A 15,050-nucleotide genomic window follows, 5' to 3' on the forward strand; every position below is an offset into this window, starting at 1 on the left:
AAAGTATATCTTTCGTGCCGGCGGCCCCCCCGCCCCCCCCCGAATACCCCGGCCCCCCCGCGCGTCGCGCAGGGGGCCGTCGTTGCTCGTAGTCTCAACGGGCCCTTCGGTCCGCTGTCGGGCCGTCTTCCTCGACGCCCTCGGCCACCCGCCGGATGAGACCCCCCACCCGCTCGGCGACGCCCGTGGGCCCACCGGCCTCAGGTGCCGCGGCCCAGCCGTCGGGCCAACACTCGGCCGCGCTCGGCCTGCACCGCTCCGGCCTTCCCCGCCGCATAGCGAAGCAGGCCGAACGGCGCGTGCAGCCGGAGTCGATCGACCACCAGGGAGCCGCCGTCGCCCAGAGCGGTGACGACGAAGCGGTAGTCCATCCGCACACCGCCGGGACTGACCACCTCGCCGCTGACCGTCGCCTCATCCGGCAGCCGGGCGTCCTCGGTGCGCAGGCTGACCTGGATGACGTTGTCGTGCCGGACCAGTCCGAGGAACCGGAAGCGCTCGACGGCGACGTAGTGCGTGACCCCGCCTTCGCACCGCACGTCCCGCACGTCCACGAGCAGCGGGGAGAGCCCGATGTAGTTCTCGGGGTCCGCCAGATGGGCGAGCACAGCGGCGGGCGTCGCCGCGATGTCGTAGCTGTGGCTCAGTTCGGTGCTGGGCACGTCCAACTCCCCTGTCCGGCCCGGGGCCGGCCGTCGTCGTCGACCGGGAACGATCGGTGGATGATCGCACCATCCCGCCGGCTCCGCCAAGGCCACGGCCCAGGAGAAACCGGTGGTCCCAATCCTGGTCTCGTTCATCCGGCCCCGACCGGTTCACCGGTCGGGGCCTTCTGCGTTCCGTGGTCTCGGTTTTGTTCGCAGTCGCGGTTTCGGGCGCTGGCGACGGGCGCTCGCCCGCCACCCGAGCCTCGATGGTCTCGCTCGGACGTGGGTTCTCCGCCTGGCCGACCCCGAGCCCGAGCCGCTGCGCGGATCAGCTCCCGCAGGCGCAATCCGCAGCAACCCCGACCTCGGCCGGGCTTCGGGTGGGGTCGAGAAGCCGCGCATCGGCAGTACAGCAGGCGTCCGGTGCGCTGTCCGCACGCTTGCCGAGGGTGTCGGCGTCACCCTTGACCACGTAGACCTCCCAGGGCTCCTTGCCGGGGCCGGTGACCCAGACCTTGTCCTGGAGCGCGTAGCAGCAGGAGGTGTCGTTCTCCTCGAAGGTGGCCAGGCCGGCGTCCTTGAGGCGGGTGGTGGCGGCGGTGACCTGCTCGGCGCTCTCGACTTCGACGCCGAGGTGGTCGAGGCGGGTGTCCTCGCCCGCCTCGCCCTCGATCAGGACGAGCTTGAGCGGCGGCTCGGCGATGGCGAAGTTCGCGTAGCCGGGGCGACGCTTGGCGGGCTCGGCGCCGAAGAGCTTGGAGTAGAAGGCGACGGAGCCTTCGAGGTCGGCGACGCGCAGGGCGAGCTGAACGCGGGACATGGCTGTCCTCCCCGATCCGGGTCTTGTTTCGACGGGTGTCGATACAGGCGAGCTTGCCACTGGATTAGATGAGCGTCAACATAGACACATGTCGAATCTGGAACTGAAGGTGCTCGGCCAGGACGAGGCGGCGGTCGTGTGCTGCTCGCCGATGGTCCGCGAGCCGCTGGGCGAAGAGGCCGCCGTCGACCTGGCGAAGATGTTCAAGGCCCTGTCGGACCCGGTGCGGCTTCGACTGCTGTCGCTGATCGCCTCGCACGAGGGCGGGGAGGCGTGCGTCTGCGACCTGACCGGGCCGTTCGACGTCTCCCAGCCGACCATCTCCCACCACCTGAAGGTGCTGCGCGAGGCCGGTCTGGTCGGCTCCGAGCGGCGCGGGACCTGGGTCTACTACTGGGTGCTGCCCGCCGCTCTGGCCCGGCTTTCCTCCCTGCTCCAGGCCCCGACCGCCGCCGGAGGGGCCAGATGACCGAGATGGCTCCGCTGAGCCGCCGGGCAGCCGTCGAGTTCGTCGGGACCGGCGCGCTGGTCGCCGTCGTGGTCGGCTCCGGCATCCAGGCCACCAAGCTCTCCCAGGACGTCGGCGTCCAGTTGCTGGCCAACTCGCTCGCGACCGTGTTCGGCCTCGGCGTGCTGATCCTGCTGCTGGGCCCGGTCTCCGGCGCCCACTTCAACCCGGCCGTGACCCTGGCCGCCTGGTGGACCGGCCGCCGCGACGGGGACGGGCCCGCGCTGAAGGAGGTCGCGGCCTACGTTCCGGCCCAGGCCGCCGGTGCGATCGGCGGCGCGGTGCTCGCGGACGCGATGTTCGCCGAACCGCTCGTAAGCTGGTCGACGCATGATCGCTGGGCGCCTCATCTGTGGCTGGGCGAGGTCGTCGCGACCGCCGGCCTGATCCTGCTGATCTTCGGCCTGGCCCGCATCGGCCGCGCGCACCTTGCTCCGGCTGCGGTCGCCTCCTTCATCGGCGCCGCCTACTGGTTCACGTCCTCGACCAGCTTCGCCAACCCCGCCGTGACGATCGGCCGCGCATTCACCGACACCTTCGCCGGCATCGCCCCAGCCTCCGTCCTGCCGTTCATCGCTGCCCAACTCGTCGGCTTGATCGTGGGCATCACGCTGGTCGCCGTGCTGTTCGGCCGACCGGCGCCCGCCGCCGAGGACATCGTCGTCCCGCACGGCGACCACCACCCGGCCCAAGCCTCCCGCTGACGCCGCCGCTTCCCGCTTCGACGACCGAAGGACCCCTTTCATGAGCACGCCCGCCGTCCCGTCCGTGCTGTTCGTCTGTGTGCACAACGCCGGCCGTTCCCAGATGGCCGCCGCCTTCCTCACCCGCCTCGGCGGCGACCGGGTCGAGGTCCGCTCGGCCGGCTCCGCCCCGGCCGACACCGTCAACCCGGCCGTGGTCGAGGCCTTGGCCGAAGTCGGGATCGACATCTCCGCCGAGACACCGAAGGTGCTCACCACCGAAGCCGTCCAGGCGTCCGACGTCGTGATCACCATGGGCTGTGGCGACGCCTGCCCGTACTTCCCGGGCAAGCAGTACCTGGACTGGAAGCTCGACGATCCGGCCGGCCAGGGCGTCGACGCCGTCCGCCCGATCCGCGACGAGATCGAGCGGCGCGTCCGCGGCCTGCTCGCGGACCTCGGCGTCGAGACTGCCGAATGAGCGGGGCTTTGCGCGTCGCCGCCATGGCGCCCGAGCACGCCGACCAGATCCTGGCCATCTACCGACACGGCATCGACGAGGGCAACGCCACCTTCGAGACCACCGCCCCGACCTGGGCCGCCTTCGACCGCGCCAAGCTTCCTGACCACCGGTTGGTCGCCCTCGACACCGACGACCGGGTCCTCGGCTGGGCTGCCGTCACCGCCGTCTCCGACCGGTGCGCGTACGCGGGCGTCGTCGAGCACTCCGTCTACGTCCACCCCGACGCGCGCGGGCGAGGAGTCGGAGCCGCGCTCCTCGACGCCCTGATCGCCTCGACCGAGGCCGCCGGGATCTGGACCATCCAGTCCGGCATCTTCCCCGAGAACACCGCCAGCCTGGCCCTCCACGCCCGCGTCGGCTTCCGCGTCATCGGTATCCGCGAACGCATCGGCCGCCACCACGGCAACTGGCGGGACGTCACCCTGGTTGAGCGTCGCAGCCCCAGCATCGACTGACCAGGGCACCGCCGTTCACTCCGTCGCAGGTCAGAACGGGTGTGAACCCCGACGGACAGGGCTCGTGAGAATGGGAAGGCGCCGAGCGGCGCCGTCGCGGGGGCCGGCCCGGGCGGGCGGAAATTCCGTCGCTCGGGGCGGGAGGGGTGGCGGATGATCGGCGGATGCCTCAGCAGACGCCACAGGAACCGCAGACCGGCCCCGCCGAACGGACCGGCCCGGCCGGGCGGGCCGGACTGACGGACGGCGTGGCCGGACTGACGGAGTGGACCGAGCGGATCGTGGTCCGGGACGGCGTGCGGCTGAGCTGCCGCGACCGGGGTGGCGACGGCGGTTCGCCCCCGGGTGTCCCGGTCGTCCTCCTGCACGGCCTCGCCGGGCACGTCGGCGAGTGGGACGCGGCCGCGGCGCACCTCCTCCCCCGGCACCGCGTGGTCGCGGTGGACCAGCGCGGCCACGGCGCGAGCGAGCGCCGTCCGGCGGACGTCTCCCGCTCCGCGTACGTCGCGGACGTGCGGGCGGTCTGCGAGCAGCTCGGTGTGCACCGCCCGGTGCTGGTGGGCCAGTCGCTGGGCGGCCACACCGCGATGCTGACCGCGGCCGCCCACCCGGAGCTGGTGCGAGGCCTCGTGCTGGTCGAGTCCGGCGCGGCCGCGGGGGACCCGGGGACCGCGGACGGGATCGGCGAGTGGCTGGATTCCTGGCCGGTCCCGTTCCCCTCGCGGGCGGCGGCCCGGGCGTTCCTCACCGAGCAGGGCCTGAACGGTGAGGCCTGGGCGGCCGGGCTGGAGCGGCGCGGGGACGGCTGGTACCCGCGCTTCGAGCGGTCGGTGATGACCCGGGCCGTCGCCGGGGTGTCCGTCCGCGACTGGTGGCCGCAGTGGCGCGAGGTCCGGTGCCCGGTCCTGCTCGTCTTCGGGGAGAAGGGCATCATTCCGCCCGCGGAGTCCGTGCGGATGCTCGACTCGGCCGGTCCGTCGGCGCGGACGACGGCGGTTTCCGTCCCGGGCACCGGCCACGACGTCCACCTCGACCGGCCCGACGTCCTGCACGCCCTGCTGTCGGACTTCCTCGCGTCACTCCCGTAGCCGACGGGGGTGGCGGACGCCTCCCGGTGTGATCGTGAAGGCCCCGACCGCGGATCGGTCGGGGCCTTCGTCGGATGATGGGGGGACAGCGGACGACGTGAGGGGCGGCGCAGTGACTGACAGCGGATCCATCGGGTCGGGGTCGGACCTCCGGCCGGCCGGCGGGGTACCGGGGAGCGTCGTGGACGGCACCGCGCCCGGGGAGGCGGCGGCAGCCGCACCGGGTACGGAGGCCGCGGGCGGGGGCGCGCGGCGTCGGCGGTCCGGGCTCCGGCGGCTGGCCGTGCTCGTCCTCGTCCTCCTGCTCCTGTGCTTCCCGCCGTGGTGGACGCTCTTCGCCGGTGGCGCAGGCTGGCCGTTCCCGGTCTTCCTGGCCGGCACGGTCGTCCTCGCGGGCTGGATGGTCTCCTTCCCCTTCCTGATGATCGCGGGCCACGGGCCGCGGCGCTCCGACCGGGCCGCCCGGATCGCGGACACCAGCCTCGGCGTGATCTGGGTGCTGTTCACCTGGTCGGTGCTGGGCGGCGTGGCGGACCTGGCGCTGGCCGGGTTCGACGTCGGCGGCACCGGCCGGGCCAGGACCGTGGCGGTGGTCGTGGCCTCGGTCTCGGCCGGGCTGCTGGGCTGGGGGCACCACGAAGCGATGCGCGTGCCCCGGGTGAGGCGGCTGGACGTCCACGTGCCGCGGCTGGGCGGCGGGCTGGACGGAACCCGGGTCGTGGTGCTGGCCGACACCCACTACGGGCCGATCGACCGGGCGCACTGGTCGGCGCGGGTCGCGGAGGCGGTCAACGCGCTCGACGCGGACGTCGTGGTCCACGCCGGGGACATCGCCGACGGCACCCCCGCCCAGCGCCGGGAGCAGTCCGCGCCGCTCGGGACGATCCGCTCGCGGCTGGCCAAGGTCTACGTCACGGGGAACCACGAGTACGGCGGGGAGGCCCAGGGCTGGCTGGACCGCATGGCGGAACTGGGCTGGGAACCGCTGCACAACCGCCACGTCGTGGTGGAGCGCGGCGGGGACGCCCTCGTGCTCGCCGGCGTGGACGACGTGACCGCGGAGCACTCCGGCCTGGCCGGGCACCGCGCGAACCTGGCCGGCGCGCTCGCCGGGGCGGACCCGGCGGATCCGGTGCTGCTCGTCGCCCACCAACCGAAGTACGTCCCGCAGGCCGCCGCCGCCGGCATCGACCTGCAGGTCTCGGGGCACACCCACGGCGGCCAGATCTGGCCATTCAACTTCCTCGTCCGGATCGACCAGCCGGTCGTACGGGGCCTGAGCCGGCACGGGGAGCGGACCCAGCTCTACACCAGCCGGGGCACCGGGTTCTGGGGCCCGCCCTTCCGGGTCTTCGCCCCGAGCGAGATCACCCTGCTCACGCTGCGCTCGGGCGCCGGGCCGACCACCGAGTAGGACACCGGAGCCGTCACGTCACCACGGACGGAAACGCCGGGGGACGCCGGAAACGCCGGGGGACGCCGGAAACCCCGGAGGACGCCGGGGGACGCCGGGCGGCAACGTCCGATTCGTTCAAGACCCGGTGGGGCGCCCTGCCTAGCGTGGGGGCATGAACAGCACACCCGCACCGCAGCTCGCCTTCATCGGCCTCGCCGTCTCCGACGTGACCGCCTCGGTCGCCTTCTACCAGCGGCTCGGCATCGCGTTCCCCGAGGGCGCCGAGCAGGAACCGCACGTCGAGGCGCAGTTGCCCGGCGGGCTGCTCCTGGTGCTCGACGCCGAGTCCACCATCCGTTCGTTCCACCCGGCCTGGCAGCCGCCGACCGGTGGCGGGCGGACCGCGCTGGCCTTCCGCTGCGGGAGTCCCGCGCACGTGGACGCACTGTACGAGGAGCTGACCGGCGCCGGGTACCACGGGGAGCTGAAGCCGTGGGATGCCTTCTGGGGACAGCGCTACGCCACGGTGCACGACCCGGACGGCAACGGCGTCGACCTGCTCGCCCCGCTGTCCTGAGCCGTCAGGGAGCCAGCAGGGCGGTCACCGTCATGCCCGCCAACTCCCTGACGTCGCGCGCCAGATGGGCCTGGTCGGCGTAGCCGCTCCGGGCCGCCGTCTCGGCGAGCGGGACGCCGGAGCGGGCCAGTGCGAGGGCGCGCTGCATCCGCAGGATCCGGGCGAGCGTCTTGGGACCGTAGCCGAAGGCGGCCAGCGAGCGGCGGTGCAGTCGGCGCGCGCCGAGGCCGACCGCCGCGGCCGTGGCCGCGACCGACCGGCCGGCGGCGAGCGCGGCGACCACGGCCCGGATCTGCGGGTCCTCGGGCTGCGACGCGGCCGCCAGGCGCAGCGCCAGGGCCTCCAGTGCGACGGCCGGGTCGGACGCCGCGTCGATCCGTTCGGTGAGGCGCCGCACCTCGGCCCCGGGCCGCAGGTCGGACAGGTCGACCCGGCGGTCCCGCAGCTCGTGCGCGGGGACGCCGAGCAGTGCGGGCGCGGCACCGGGGCGCAAGCGCACACCGGCCCACGGGCCCGTCAGGCCCGGTCCCGGGCGGAAGGCCCGGGTGTCCGGGCCCGCGACGAGCAGCCGACCCGGCGTCCACAGCAGGTCCATGCAGCCGTCGGGCAGCACGGGCCCGGCGGCGTCGGCGCCCGTGGGTCCGACGGCCCGCTTCGTCCAGACGACCGCGCCGGGGACCCGGGACGCACGCTCGACGTACTCCGAGGACATGGGGCGAAGGCTACGCGCCCGCGCCGGGGAGCGCCCGGGAGCGCCTGGTCGGGGCCCCGGCCGGGGTCGGATGAACACCGCCGACCCCGGGCCAAGGCCCCGGCCCGAGGGCCAGGACTCCGACCGGGGCGACGTCGGCTCAGCCGACCGCCTCGACCGCCGGCTCCGCGGCCCCCGACCCCGCGGCCCCGTTCCCGGCGGCCCCGTTCCCCGCACTCTCCGCACCCCCGCCGCGCATCAGCACCAGGGTGAGTGCCGCGGCCGCCACGACCGCGACGCCGCCCACCGTGAACGTGGTGGAGGTGGCGGTGTTGAACGCCTCGCGGGCGGCCGCGACCAGTGCGCCGTCCCCCGTGGAGCCGGCGACGGCGAGGGCCCCGGTGATGTCGTGGCGCGCGGCCTCGGGGGCGCCGGCGGGCATCGCGCCGGTGTAGGTGCCGGAGAGCACGGTGCCGAGGACGGCCACGCCGAGCGCGGCGCCGGACTGCTGGACGGTGTCGTTGAGCGCGGAGCCGACACCCGCGTGCTCGCCGGGGATGGCGCTCATCAGCGCGTTGGCGGCGGCGGGCATGCCGAGGCCGGAGCCGACGCCCAGCACCAGCATGGCCAGGGCGACCTTGGGGAAGCCGTCGCCGACCGAGAGGGTGGCCAGCAGCCCGAACCCGCCGGCGATGACCAGCATGCCGACCGCGGTCAGCACCCGTGCCGGGACCTTCTTCCCGACCGCGGCGCCCACCCCGTTGAACACCAGCGAGGCGACGGCCAGCGGGATGAAGGCCAGTCCGGTGTCGGTGGGCGAGAACTCCAGCACGAACTGCAGGTACTGGGTGAGCACCAGCATCAGTCCGCCGGTGGCGAAGGTCAGCAGGACGAGCGAGAAGCTGGCGCCGGTGAACACCCGGTTGCGGAACAGCTTGAGCGGGACCATCGGCGAGTCGGTGCGGACCTGCCGGACGGCGAACCCGGCCAGCGCGGCCACGGCGACGACGAGCGCGCCGAGCGTGCTCGCGCTGGTGAGGCCGTCGCGGGGCAGCACGACGATCGACCAGACCAGCGCCGCCATGCCGACCATCGACAGCACCATGCCCGGCAGGTCGGGCCGGCGCCACGGCCCCTTGGACTCGGGCATCAGCAGTACCGCCGCGAGGATCGCGACCGCCGCGACGGGCACGTTGAGCAGGAAGACCGCGCCCCACCAGAAGTGCGCGATCAGCGCGCCGCCGAGCACGGGCCCGCCGACCAGGCCGACCATGGCCACCGCGCTCCATGCGGCGATGGCCTTCGGCCGTTCGTCGGCGTCGAACACGGTGATCAGGATGGACAGCGTGCTCGGCATGACCAGTGCGCCGCCGACGCCCATCAGGACGCGCCCGGCGATCAGCTGGCCGGGGCTGTCGGCGACGGCCGCGACCAGCGAGGCCGCGCCGAACAGTGCCAGTCCGACGATCATCACCTTCCGCCGCCCGTAGCGGTCGGAGAGGCTGCCCGAGGTGAGCAGCAGGCCGGCGAAGACCAGGATGTACGAGTCGATGATCCACTGGATGTCCTGCGCCCCGGCCTTGAGGTCCTCCGCGATCGGCGGGATGGAGACCGTCAGGACCATGTTGTCGATCACCAGCACCAGGCTGCTGAGACAGAGCACGACCAGGATGAGCCAGCGCCGCGGATTCCGTTCCACCGCGTTTCCCCCTTCGAACTTCACGTACGGCGCGTTCGCCACGTACGTCACGAACTCCTCGGGGTTCGCGGTCCGCGAATCCCGGGATCGGCATCGGCGCGCAGGCCGTGGCCGCGCGGGTGGTCGTCCGCCGCGGCCGGAGCCCTGCGGAGGTCGGTGCGGGCACACCGTCCGCCGTCCCCACGGGTGCGGTGTGCGCCGCTCCGAACACTGTACGGAGACCGCACAGTGTTCGCAACGCCGTACACCGTGCGGAGCCACTTATGCTGAACCCGGCGGAGCCCGGACGGGCGGCCGCAGGTGAGCACCAGTGACGAGGAGGGCCGGATGGCGGCCAAGCCGGAGGACGGTACGTCGGGAATCCCGACGCTGTGGACCCGACCGCAGCGACCCCGCCGGGATCAGCCGGCCCTCAGCCGCGAGCAGATCGTGACCGCGGCCCTCGCCCTCCTGGACAACGACGGCATCGAAGCGCTGAGCATGCGCAAGCTCGGCGCCCGCCTCAACGCCGGCGCCACCTCGCTGTACACCTACGTCGCCAACAAGGACGAGCTGCTCGCGCTCGCCGTCGACCAGGTCTTCGCCGAACTCCCCCTACCGGAGCCGACCGGAGCCGACGGCAGCAACACCGGCGGAGACCCCAAGGTCTGGCGCGCGGCCATCGAGGAGGTCGCCGAGGAAGTGCGCGCGGCCGTCCTGCGCCACCCCTGGATGGTGTCGGTGATCGGCGACGTCGGGATGGTCTACTTCGGCCCCAGCTGGATGCGGCTGTCCGAGGCGCTCCTGGCACTGCTGGAGGACTCGGGAGTCGACCTCGTCGACGCCAACGAGGCGATGGGCGTCGTCATGGGCTACACCATCGGCGCGGCTACCGTCGAGGCCGCCTGGCTGAGCACGCTGGCCAAGCGGGGTCGGGAGGAACAGGAGTGGATGGACCAGCTCCTGCCCGCCGTCATCGAGGCCACCAAGGAGCACCCGCGACTGCACCGGCTGTACACCACGCAGGTCGACCAGGAGATCCTGGCGGGCCGGGACTCCTCCTTCCTCAGCGGCGTCCGGCTGATCCTGGACGGGATCGAGGCCGCGTGGGCGGCCCGGTCCACCGACCGTGAGGGCCGGGCCTGACAGCCGGAGCCGGAGGCCGGATCCCGGATCCCGGATCCCGAGGAGAAGGATCCGGGAAAGGGGCCTGGAAACAAGACCCGGCCACCGGGGGCGAGCCCAACCCCCTCCGGATCACCGCTCGTTGAGAGCCTGCACCTCCGCGTACCCCGGCACCGCCCCGACCGGTCCGCCCGAGGCGACCGCGTCGGCCGCCGCCACCGCCGCCGCCAGCGCGGCGCGGTACAGCAGCGACCCGAGGCTGACCCGGGCCACCCCGAGCGAGGCCAGCTCGGCGAGGCCCGGACCGGCCGGCGTCCAGAGGATGTTCAGCGGGACGGCGAGGGTGCCGACCACGCGGCCGATCACCGCCGGATCGGCCAGCCCGGGGACGAACACGCCGTCCGCGCCCGCTCGCCGGTACGCCTCCAGACGCCGGAGGGTCTCCGGCTCGGGGTCGTCCTGCGCACACCAGTAGGTGTCCGTACGGGCGTTCACGAACAGCTCCGGCACGGCCGCCTTCACCGCCGCGACCTTCGCCGCGTGGACGGCGGCCGGCGCCAGGGTGCCGTCCGCCCGGCCGTCCTCCAGGTTGATCCCGACCGCCCCGGCCTGGGCCAACTCCACTGCCAGTGCGGCGACTTCGTCCGGGTCGTCACTGAAGCCGGACTCCGCGTCGACGCTGAGCAGGAAGCCGCCGCGGCCGAGCCGCCGCGCCAGCCGTACGGTCTCCGCCCGGGTGGCTGCCGCGCCGTCGGGCAGCCCCGCCGCGGCCGCCACGCCCAGGCTGGTGGTGCCGATCGCGGCATGGCCGGCCTCGGCGAGGGCGGCGGCCGAGGCGTGGTCCCAGGCGTTGGGGAGCAGCAGCGGCCGTCCGGGGCGGTGGTGCAGGGCGGCGAAGGGGGTCATGGTGGGGCCTCCGTGGTTCATGTGTCCTCCGGGGTTCGTCTGCTCGTACGGGCAGCACGGGCTCCTGCGCGGTCCCGCGCCCACGTGCTGATGCGCTCACGAGCGCAGGCACTCACCTGCTCTTCTGCAGGTCCCCCACCGAGTCCGCGTAGTACCCGGACTCCGCGACGTGGCGGACGATCCGCCGGAAGCTCCAGCCCGTACCCGGCGAGTCGTCCAGGTACGCCTCCGGCAGTGCGGCCACCCGACGGGACCAGATCCCGGCCAGTCGGGTCAGCCGGCTGCGGGCCTCGTCCAGGTCGGCGGCGGTGAACGGGGCGAGGTCGGCCGGGGTGGTGACGCTGGAGGCGTGCCAGTGGTCGGGGTCGGTCGGCTCGCCGGACAGCCTGGCGTCCCACTCCGCGAGGTGGTCGAGGAGGTGGTCGGTGACCCGCCGAACCGCCTTGTGCGGCGTGTAGGTGCGTCCGTCGGCGTTGACGACCGGACGGCCGTCCCAGGCGGTCCAGGTGGCTGCCAGGGCGAGTACGTGGTCGACCATCTCCGGTACCAGTACGGCGAGTTCGGCCTTCCCGGCGCCCCTCCCGACCTCCGCGCCGCGGTCCGCCGGCTCCACGTCCGCCGGCTCCACGTCCACCGCATCGCGGTCCACCGGCTCCGACTTCAGGGCCGGGTCCGCGGGATCGGAGGCCCCGAACAGGATGCCCTCGGCGATGACCAGCGCGTGCGAACGCCCCGGGCAGAGGCGGGGCGGCGCGCCGAACCCGAGCGCGACGCCCTCCGGCGCCTGCGCCTGTGCGGCCGCGATGTCCAGCACGACGTGCGTCCCCGCCGGTACGGCGGCCCCGCCGACCTCGGTCGCCCGGGCGGCGAGGCGGCGCATCACCCGCACCGGCGGGTCCTCGCGCAGCGCGCCGGCCGGTCCGAGCCCGTTCCGGCGGGCGTGCTCGACCAGCGCGGCGGTGGCGTCGCAGGCCTGGACGAGCAGGCCGATCCGGTTGGCGGCCGTCTCTTCGTCCGGGTCGCCCATCGCGGGCAGCAGCCGGGCCACCGCCGCGTCCGCCGCCGGGTCGTCCGGCACGTCCGCGAAGTACGACCGGGCGACCGTCGCGACGTCCCGCGCCACGGCCTCCGGGTCCGCCAGGCCGAGCGCCGCCGCCAGCACCCGGACCACCCGCAGCCGCACGTCGGGCTCGAAGCCGGCCGCTGCGGCCACCCGCAGCGCGGCGGGGTCCAGCCGCTCCAGGTCGGCCAGCACCAGCGCCCGGCGCCGGGCGTGCGTCCCGCCCGAGCTGAACCGGGCGACGGCGGCCCGCAGCCGGGCCACCCCGGCCGGCCCGCCGGGGGCGACGGGCGCGGCCGGCAGCGGGACCAGCGCCGGGTCGGCCAGGGCCGCCGTGACGTCGTCGTAGCGGGAGAAGGTCGTGATCGCGCGGTCGGAGACGGCTGTCGGTTCGCTCATGCCGTCATCGTGGCCCCAGGTCGTTTCGGCCCCGGCCGAAACGTGCCGGAGCGACCATGGAGCCATGCCCCCGCAACCGCAAGCACGACCGCACCCTCAGCCACACCCGCAGCCTCAGCCACACCCGCAGGCACAGCCAGAACCGCGCCCCGCCCGTTCCCCGGCTCCCCGCCCGGCCCGGCGCGCCGACCACGGCGGCGCGGCGATCTCCGCCCTCGCGGCCCTGCTCGCCGACCCCACCCGCGCCGCCTTCTGCTCCGCACTCCTCGACGGGCGCGCCTGGACGTCCGGCGAACTGGCCCGGCACGCGCGCGTCGCGCCGTCCACGGCCAGCGAGCACCTGTCCCGGCTGATCGCGGGCGGCCTGCTGGCCGAGGAGCGGCAGGGCCGGCACCGCTACGTCCGGCTGGCCACGCCCGCCGTGGCCACCCTGATCGAGGACCTGACCTCCTTCGCCGAGGGGGTCGGCGGCAACGGCTCGTCCGCGCCCCGCACCCTGGGCGAGGCGACCCGGCTCAGCGCCGAGGCCCGCGCCCGGACCTGCTACGACCACCTGGCCGGCCGCCTCGGCGTGGCCGTCGCCGACGCCCTGCTCGCCCGCGGCCTGGTCGCCGACGAGTCCGGCCTCGCCGTCACCGAGCGCGGCCGGGACTGGCTGGCCGCGCAGGCGATCGAGCTGCCGCCGCGCGCGGGCCGGCGCGGCGGGCGCCCGGTGGTGCGTGGCTGCCTGGACTGGACGGAGCGCCGCAGCCACCTCGGCGGGGCTCTGGGCGCGGCGCTCTGCCGGACCGCCCTGGACCGGGCCTGGGTGGAGCGGATCGGCTCCGGCCGGGCCCTGCGGGTCACCCCGGACGGCAGCCTGGCACTGCGCGACCTGCTCGGCGTGGAGATCCCCTGACGGCCTTCCGAGCAGCGGCCCCGCGAGCGGCCCGGGCCGTCTCCGGCGGCCTCGCCCGGCCCGCCCTCACCCCATCGACTTCGCCCCGTCCAACGACTCCCGGATGATGTCCGCGTGCCCGGCGTGCTGGGAGGTCTCGGCGATCAGGTGCAGCAGCACCCGCCGGACCGACCAGGTCGCGCCCGGCTCGAACCACGGCGCCGGCGGCAGCGGGTGGGCCAGGTCGAGGTCGGGCAGGGTCCGGACCAGTTCGTCCGTCCCGCGCGCCACCCGCTCGTACTCGGCGAGCAGCCCGGCCAGCGTCTCGCCCTCCACCATCCGGAACTGGGCTGCCCACGACTCGGCGGCGCCGGACCCGCCCGGGTCCCCGTCCCCGGCCCGCATCGCCTCCGCGCCTCCGGTCATGAACCGCACCCAGCGCGCCTCGACCGCCGCCACGTGCTTGATCAGGCCGCCGAGGCACAGTGCGCTGACCGTGGTCCGCTCGGCCGCCTGCGCGTCGGTGAGGTCGCGGACGGTGCGCCGCAGCAGACCACGGTGCTTGTCGAGCGTCTCGACGAGTTCCTCGCGCTCGCTCATCGGACGCACCCCGACGGCCGCGCGCCCCACGGGCGCTGCCCGGACCGGCGCGTCCCCATCAGACCTCCACCGTGCCGGGCGTCTCGCCGACGGTCCGTCCGAGGTCGATCAGCCCGAAGGCCGCGCCCTGCGGGTCACCGACCGCCGAGAACCGGCCGAACGGGCTGTCCATCGGCCCGAAGTACACCTTGCCGCCGCGCGCCGTCAGCCGCTCGATCGCGGCGTCGACGTCGTCCACGGCGAAGTAGACGCTGACGTACGAGGGGGCCTCGGGCGGCAGGAAGTCGCCTTCCGCTCCCATCCGGCCCAGTACCGGCCGGTCGCCGACCTGGAACATCCGGTAGTCGAACTCCTCGGAGTCCATCTTCCGCACGCCGTACGGGAAGACCGCCGGGAAGAAGGCGTCCGCCTTCGCGGGCTCGCGGGTCACCACTTCGGCCCAGCTGTACGCGCCGGGCTCGCCCTGCTTCTCGAAGCCCTCGTGCCGCCCGGCCTGCCAGACGCCGAACACGACGCCGCCCGGGTCCTTGGCGATCACCATCGTGCCGAAGTCGCCGACCTGCATCGGCCCCATGACCACCTCGCCGCCGTTGGCGCGGATCCGCGCGGCGGTCGCGCCGGCGTCCGGCGAGGCGAGGTACAGGCACCAGGCGGACTGCGCCTGCTGGCCGGGCATCGGCGGAACGACCGCGGCGACCGCCTTGCCGTCCGAGTACGCCTGTGTGTAGTTCCCGAACTCCGACGAACTCTCGCCGAAGGTCCAGCCCAGCACGTCGCCGTAGAAGGCCTTCGCGCCCTCCAGGTCGGTGAACATCGCGTCGGCCCAACAGGGTGTGCCCTCAGGTAGCGCAGCCATGTCTCTGCCCTCGTGTGCGGCGAATGCGCGCACCGGAAGGCGCACGCCGGCCCCCGACTCGCCAGCCTAGCCACGACGCGGGGGGGGGGGGGGGCGGGGGGCGGGGGGCGGGGGGCGGGGGCCCCCCCCCGGCGGGGCGGGCTCCCCCCGCAGCCCCGCCC

The 15,050-nt window shown here is 74.6% G+C and carries 17 protein-coding genes; 9 read left to right on the top strand and 8 right to left on the bottom strand.

Annotated elements, in window-relative coordinates; all coding sequences use genetic code 11:
- Nucleotides 1–200: 200 nt before the first annotated feature.
- Both ACFV0O_RS05545 and ACFV0O_RS05550 read right to left on the bottom strand, forming a co-directional pair.
- On the bottom strand, nt 201–662 hold the full coding sequence (locus ACFV0O_RS05545) for an SRPBCC family protein (RefSeq protein ID WP_380336764.1): 462 nt from the start codon (nt 660–662) through the stop codon (nt 201–203).
- Between the two features lie 313 nt (nt 663–975).
- The gene (locus ACFV0O_RS05550; RefSeq protein WP_380336767.1) at nt 976–1,467 is read right to left on the bottom strand and encodes an ArsI/CadI family heavy metal resistance metalloenzyme; all 492 of its coding nucleotides are present in this window, start codon (nt 1,465–1,467) and stop codon (nt 976–978) included.
- A gap of 88 nt (nt 1,468–1,555) precedes the next feature.
- Here ACFV0O_RS05550 and ACFV0O_RS05555 point away from each other — a divergent pair, with 88 nt between their 5' ends.
- From ACFV0O_RS05555 to ACFV0O_RS05585, 7 genes are all read left to right on the top strand, one after another.
- Nucleotides 1,556–1,936 (top strand): ArsR/SmtB family transcription factor, encoded by a 381-nt coding sequence (locus ACFV0O_RS05555; protein WP_380336770.1) that lies wholly within the window; start codon nt 1,556–1,558, stop codon nt 1,934–1,936.
- Nucleotides 1,933–2,679, top strand: coding sequence for an aquaporin (locus tag ACFV0O_RS05560; RefSeq protein WP_380336773.1), 747 nt, complete (start codon nt 1,933–1,935; stop codon nt 2,677–2,679). Before ACFV0O_RS05555 ends, ACFV0O_RS05560 begins: the two co-directional genes overlap by 4 nt.
- 40 nt (nt 2,680–2,719) lie before the next feature.
- Complete coding sequence (locus ACFV0O_RS05565; protein WP_380336776.1) at nt 2,720–3,139, top strand: arsenate reductase ArsC; 420 nt, start codon at nt 2,720–2,722, stop codon at nt 3,137–3,139.
- A gap of 23 nt (nt 3,140–3,162) precedes the next feature.
- Nucleotides 3,163–3,636, top strand: a complete 474-nt coding sequence (locus ACFV0O_RS05570; RefSeq protein WP_380337197.1) for a GNAT family N-acetyltransferase — start codon at nt 3,163–3,165, stop codon at nt 3,634–3,636.
- 164 nt (nt 3,637–3,800) lie between these two features.
- Nucleotides 3,801–4,724, top strand: coding sequence for an alpha/beta fold hydrolase (locus ACFV0O_RS05575; protein WP_380336779.1), 924 nt, complete (start codon nt 3,801–3,803; stop codon nt 4,722–4,724).
- Nucleotides 4,725–4,905: 181 nt separating this feature from the next.
- A complete protein-coding gene (locus ACFV0O_RS05580) occupies nt 4,906–6,138 on the top strand; it encodes a metallophosphoesterase (RefSeq protein ID WP_380336782.1) in 1,233 nt (410 codons plus the stop codon).
- A gap of 154 nt (nt 6,139–6,292) precedes the next feature.
- Nucleotides 6,293–6,697 carry a VOC family protein gene (locus ACFV0O_RS05585; RefSeq protein ID WP_380336785.1) on the top strand — a complete coding sequence of 135 codons (405 nt, stop codon included), beginning with the start codon at nt 6,293–6,295 and terminating at the stop codon, nt 6,695–6,697.
- Between the two features lie 4 nt (nt 6,698–6,701).
- On the opposite strand, the gene ACFV0O_RS05590 is transcribed toward ACFV0O_RS05585, so the two are convergent.
- Together ACFV0O_RS05590 and ACFV0O_RS05595 are read right to left on the bottom strand one after the other, a co-directional pair.
- Nucleotides 6,702–7,409: a helix-turn-helix domain-containing protein gene (locus tag ACFV0O_RS05590; RefSeq protein ID WP_380336788.1), complete on the bottom strand. Its 708-nt coding sequence runs from the start codon at nt 7,407–7,409 to the stop codon at nt 6,702–6,704.
- A 139-nt stretch (nt 7,410–7,548) separates the two neighbouring features.
- Nucleotides 7,549–9,138, bottom strand: a complete 1,590-nt coding sequence (locus ACFV0O_RS05595) for an MFS transporter (RefSeq protein WP_380336791.1) — start codon at nt 9,136–9,138, stop codon at nt 7,549–7,551.
- 249 nt (nt 9,139–9,387) lie between these two features.
- On the opposite strand from ACFV0O_RS05595, the gene ACFV0O_RS05600 reads away from it, so the two are divergent.
- A complete protein-coding gene (locus tag ACFV0O_RS05600; protein ID WP_380336794.1) occupies nt 9,388–10,212 on the top strand; it encodes a TetR/AcrR family transcriptional regulator in 825 nt (274 codons plus the stop codon).
- A 111-nt stretch (nt 10,213–10,323) separates the two neighbouring features.
- On the opposite strand, the gene ACFV0O_RS05605 is transcribed toward ACFV0O_RS05600, so the two are convergent.
- Both ACFV0O_RS05605 and ACFV0O_RS05610 read right to left on the bottom strand, forming a co-directional pair.
- Nucleotides 10,324–11,097 carry an isocitrate lyase/phosphoenolpyruvate mutase family protein gene (locus ACFV0O_RS05605; protein ID WP_380336797.1) on the bottom strand — a complete coding sequence of 258 codons (774 nt, stop codon included), beginning with the start codon at nt 11,095–11,097 and terminating at the stop codon, nt 10,324–10,326.
- Nucleotides 11,098–11,209: 112 nt separating this feature from the next.
- A complete protein-coding gene (locus ACFV0O_RS05610) occupies nt 11,210–12,556 on the bottom strand; it encodes a hypothetical protein (protein ID WP_380336800.1) in 1,347 nt (448 codons plus the stop codon).
- A 64-nt stretch (nt 12,557–12,620) separates the two neighbouring features.
- On the opposite strand from ACFV0O_RS05610, the gene ACFV0O_RS05615 reads away from it, so the two are divergent.
- On the top strand, nt 12,621–13,454 hold the full coding sequence (locus tag ACFV0O_RS05615; RefSeq protein ID WP_380336803.1) for an ArsR/SmtB family transcription factor: 834 nt from the start codon (nt 12,621–12,623) through the stop codon (nt 13,452–13,454).
- Nucleotides 13,455–13,520: 66 nt separating this feature from the next.
- Here the strand turns inward: ACFV0O_RS05615 and ACFV0O_RS05620 are convergent, their stop codons facing one another.
- Both ACFV0O_RS05620 and ACFV0O_RS05625 read right to left on the bottom strand, forming a co-directional pair.
- Nucleotides 13,521–14,033 carry a DinB family protein gene (locus ACFV0O_RS05620; protein WP_380336806.1) on the bottom strand — a complete coding sequence of 171 codons (513 nt, stop codon included), beginning with the start codon at nt 14,031–14,033 and terminating at the stop codon, nt 13,521–13,523.
- A gap of 58 nt (nt 14,034–14,091) precedes the next feature.
- Nucleotides 14,092–14,889, bottom strand: coding sequence for a VOC family protein (locus ACFV0O_RS05625; RefSeq protein ID WP_380336809.1), 798 nt, complete (start codon nt 14,887–14,889; stop codon nt 14,092–14,094).
- Between the last annotated feature and the right edge of the window lie 161 nt (nt 14,890–15,050).

This window comes from Kitasatospora sp. NPDC059577, assembly GCF_042735475.1.
GTDB lineage: Bacteria > Actinomycetota > Actinomycetes > Streptomycetales > Streptomycetaceae > Kitasatospora.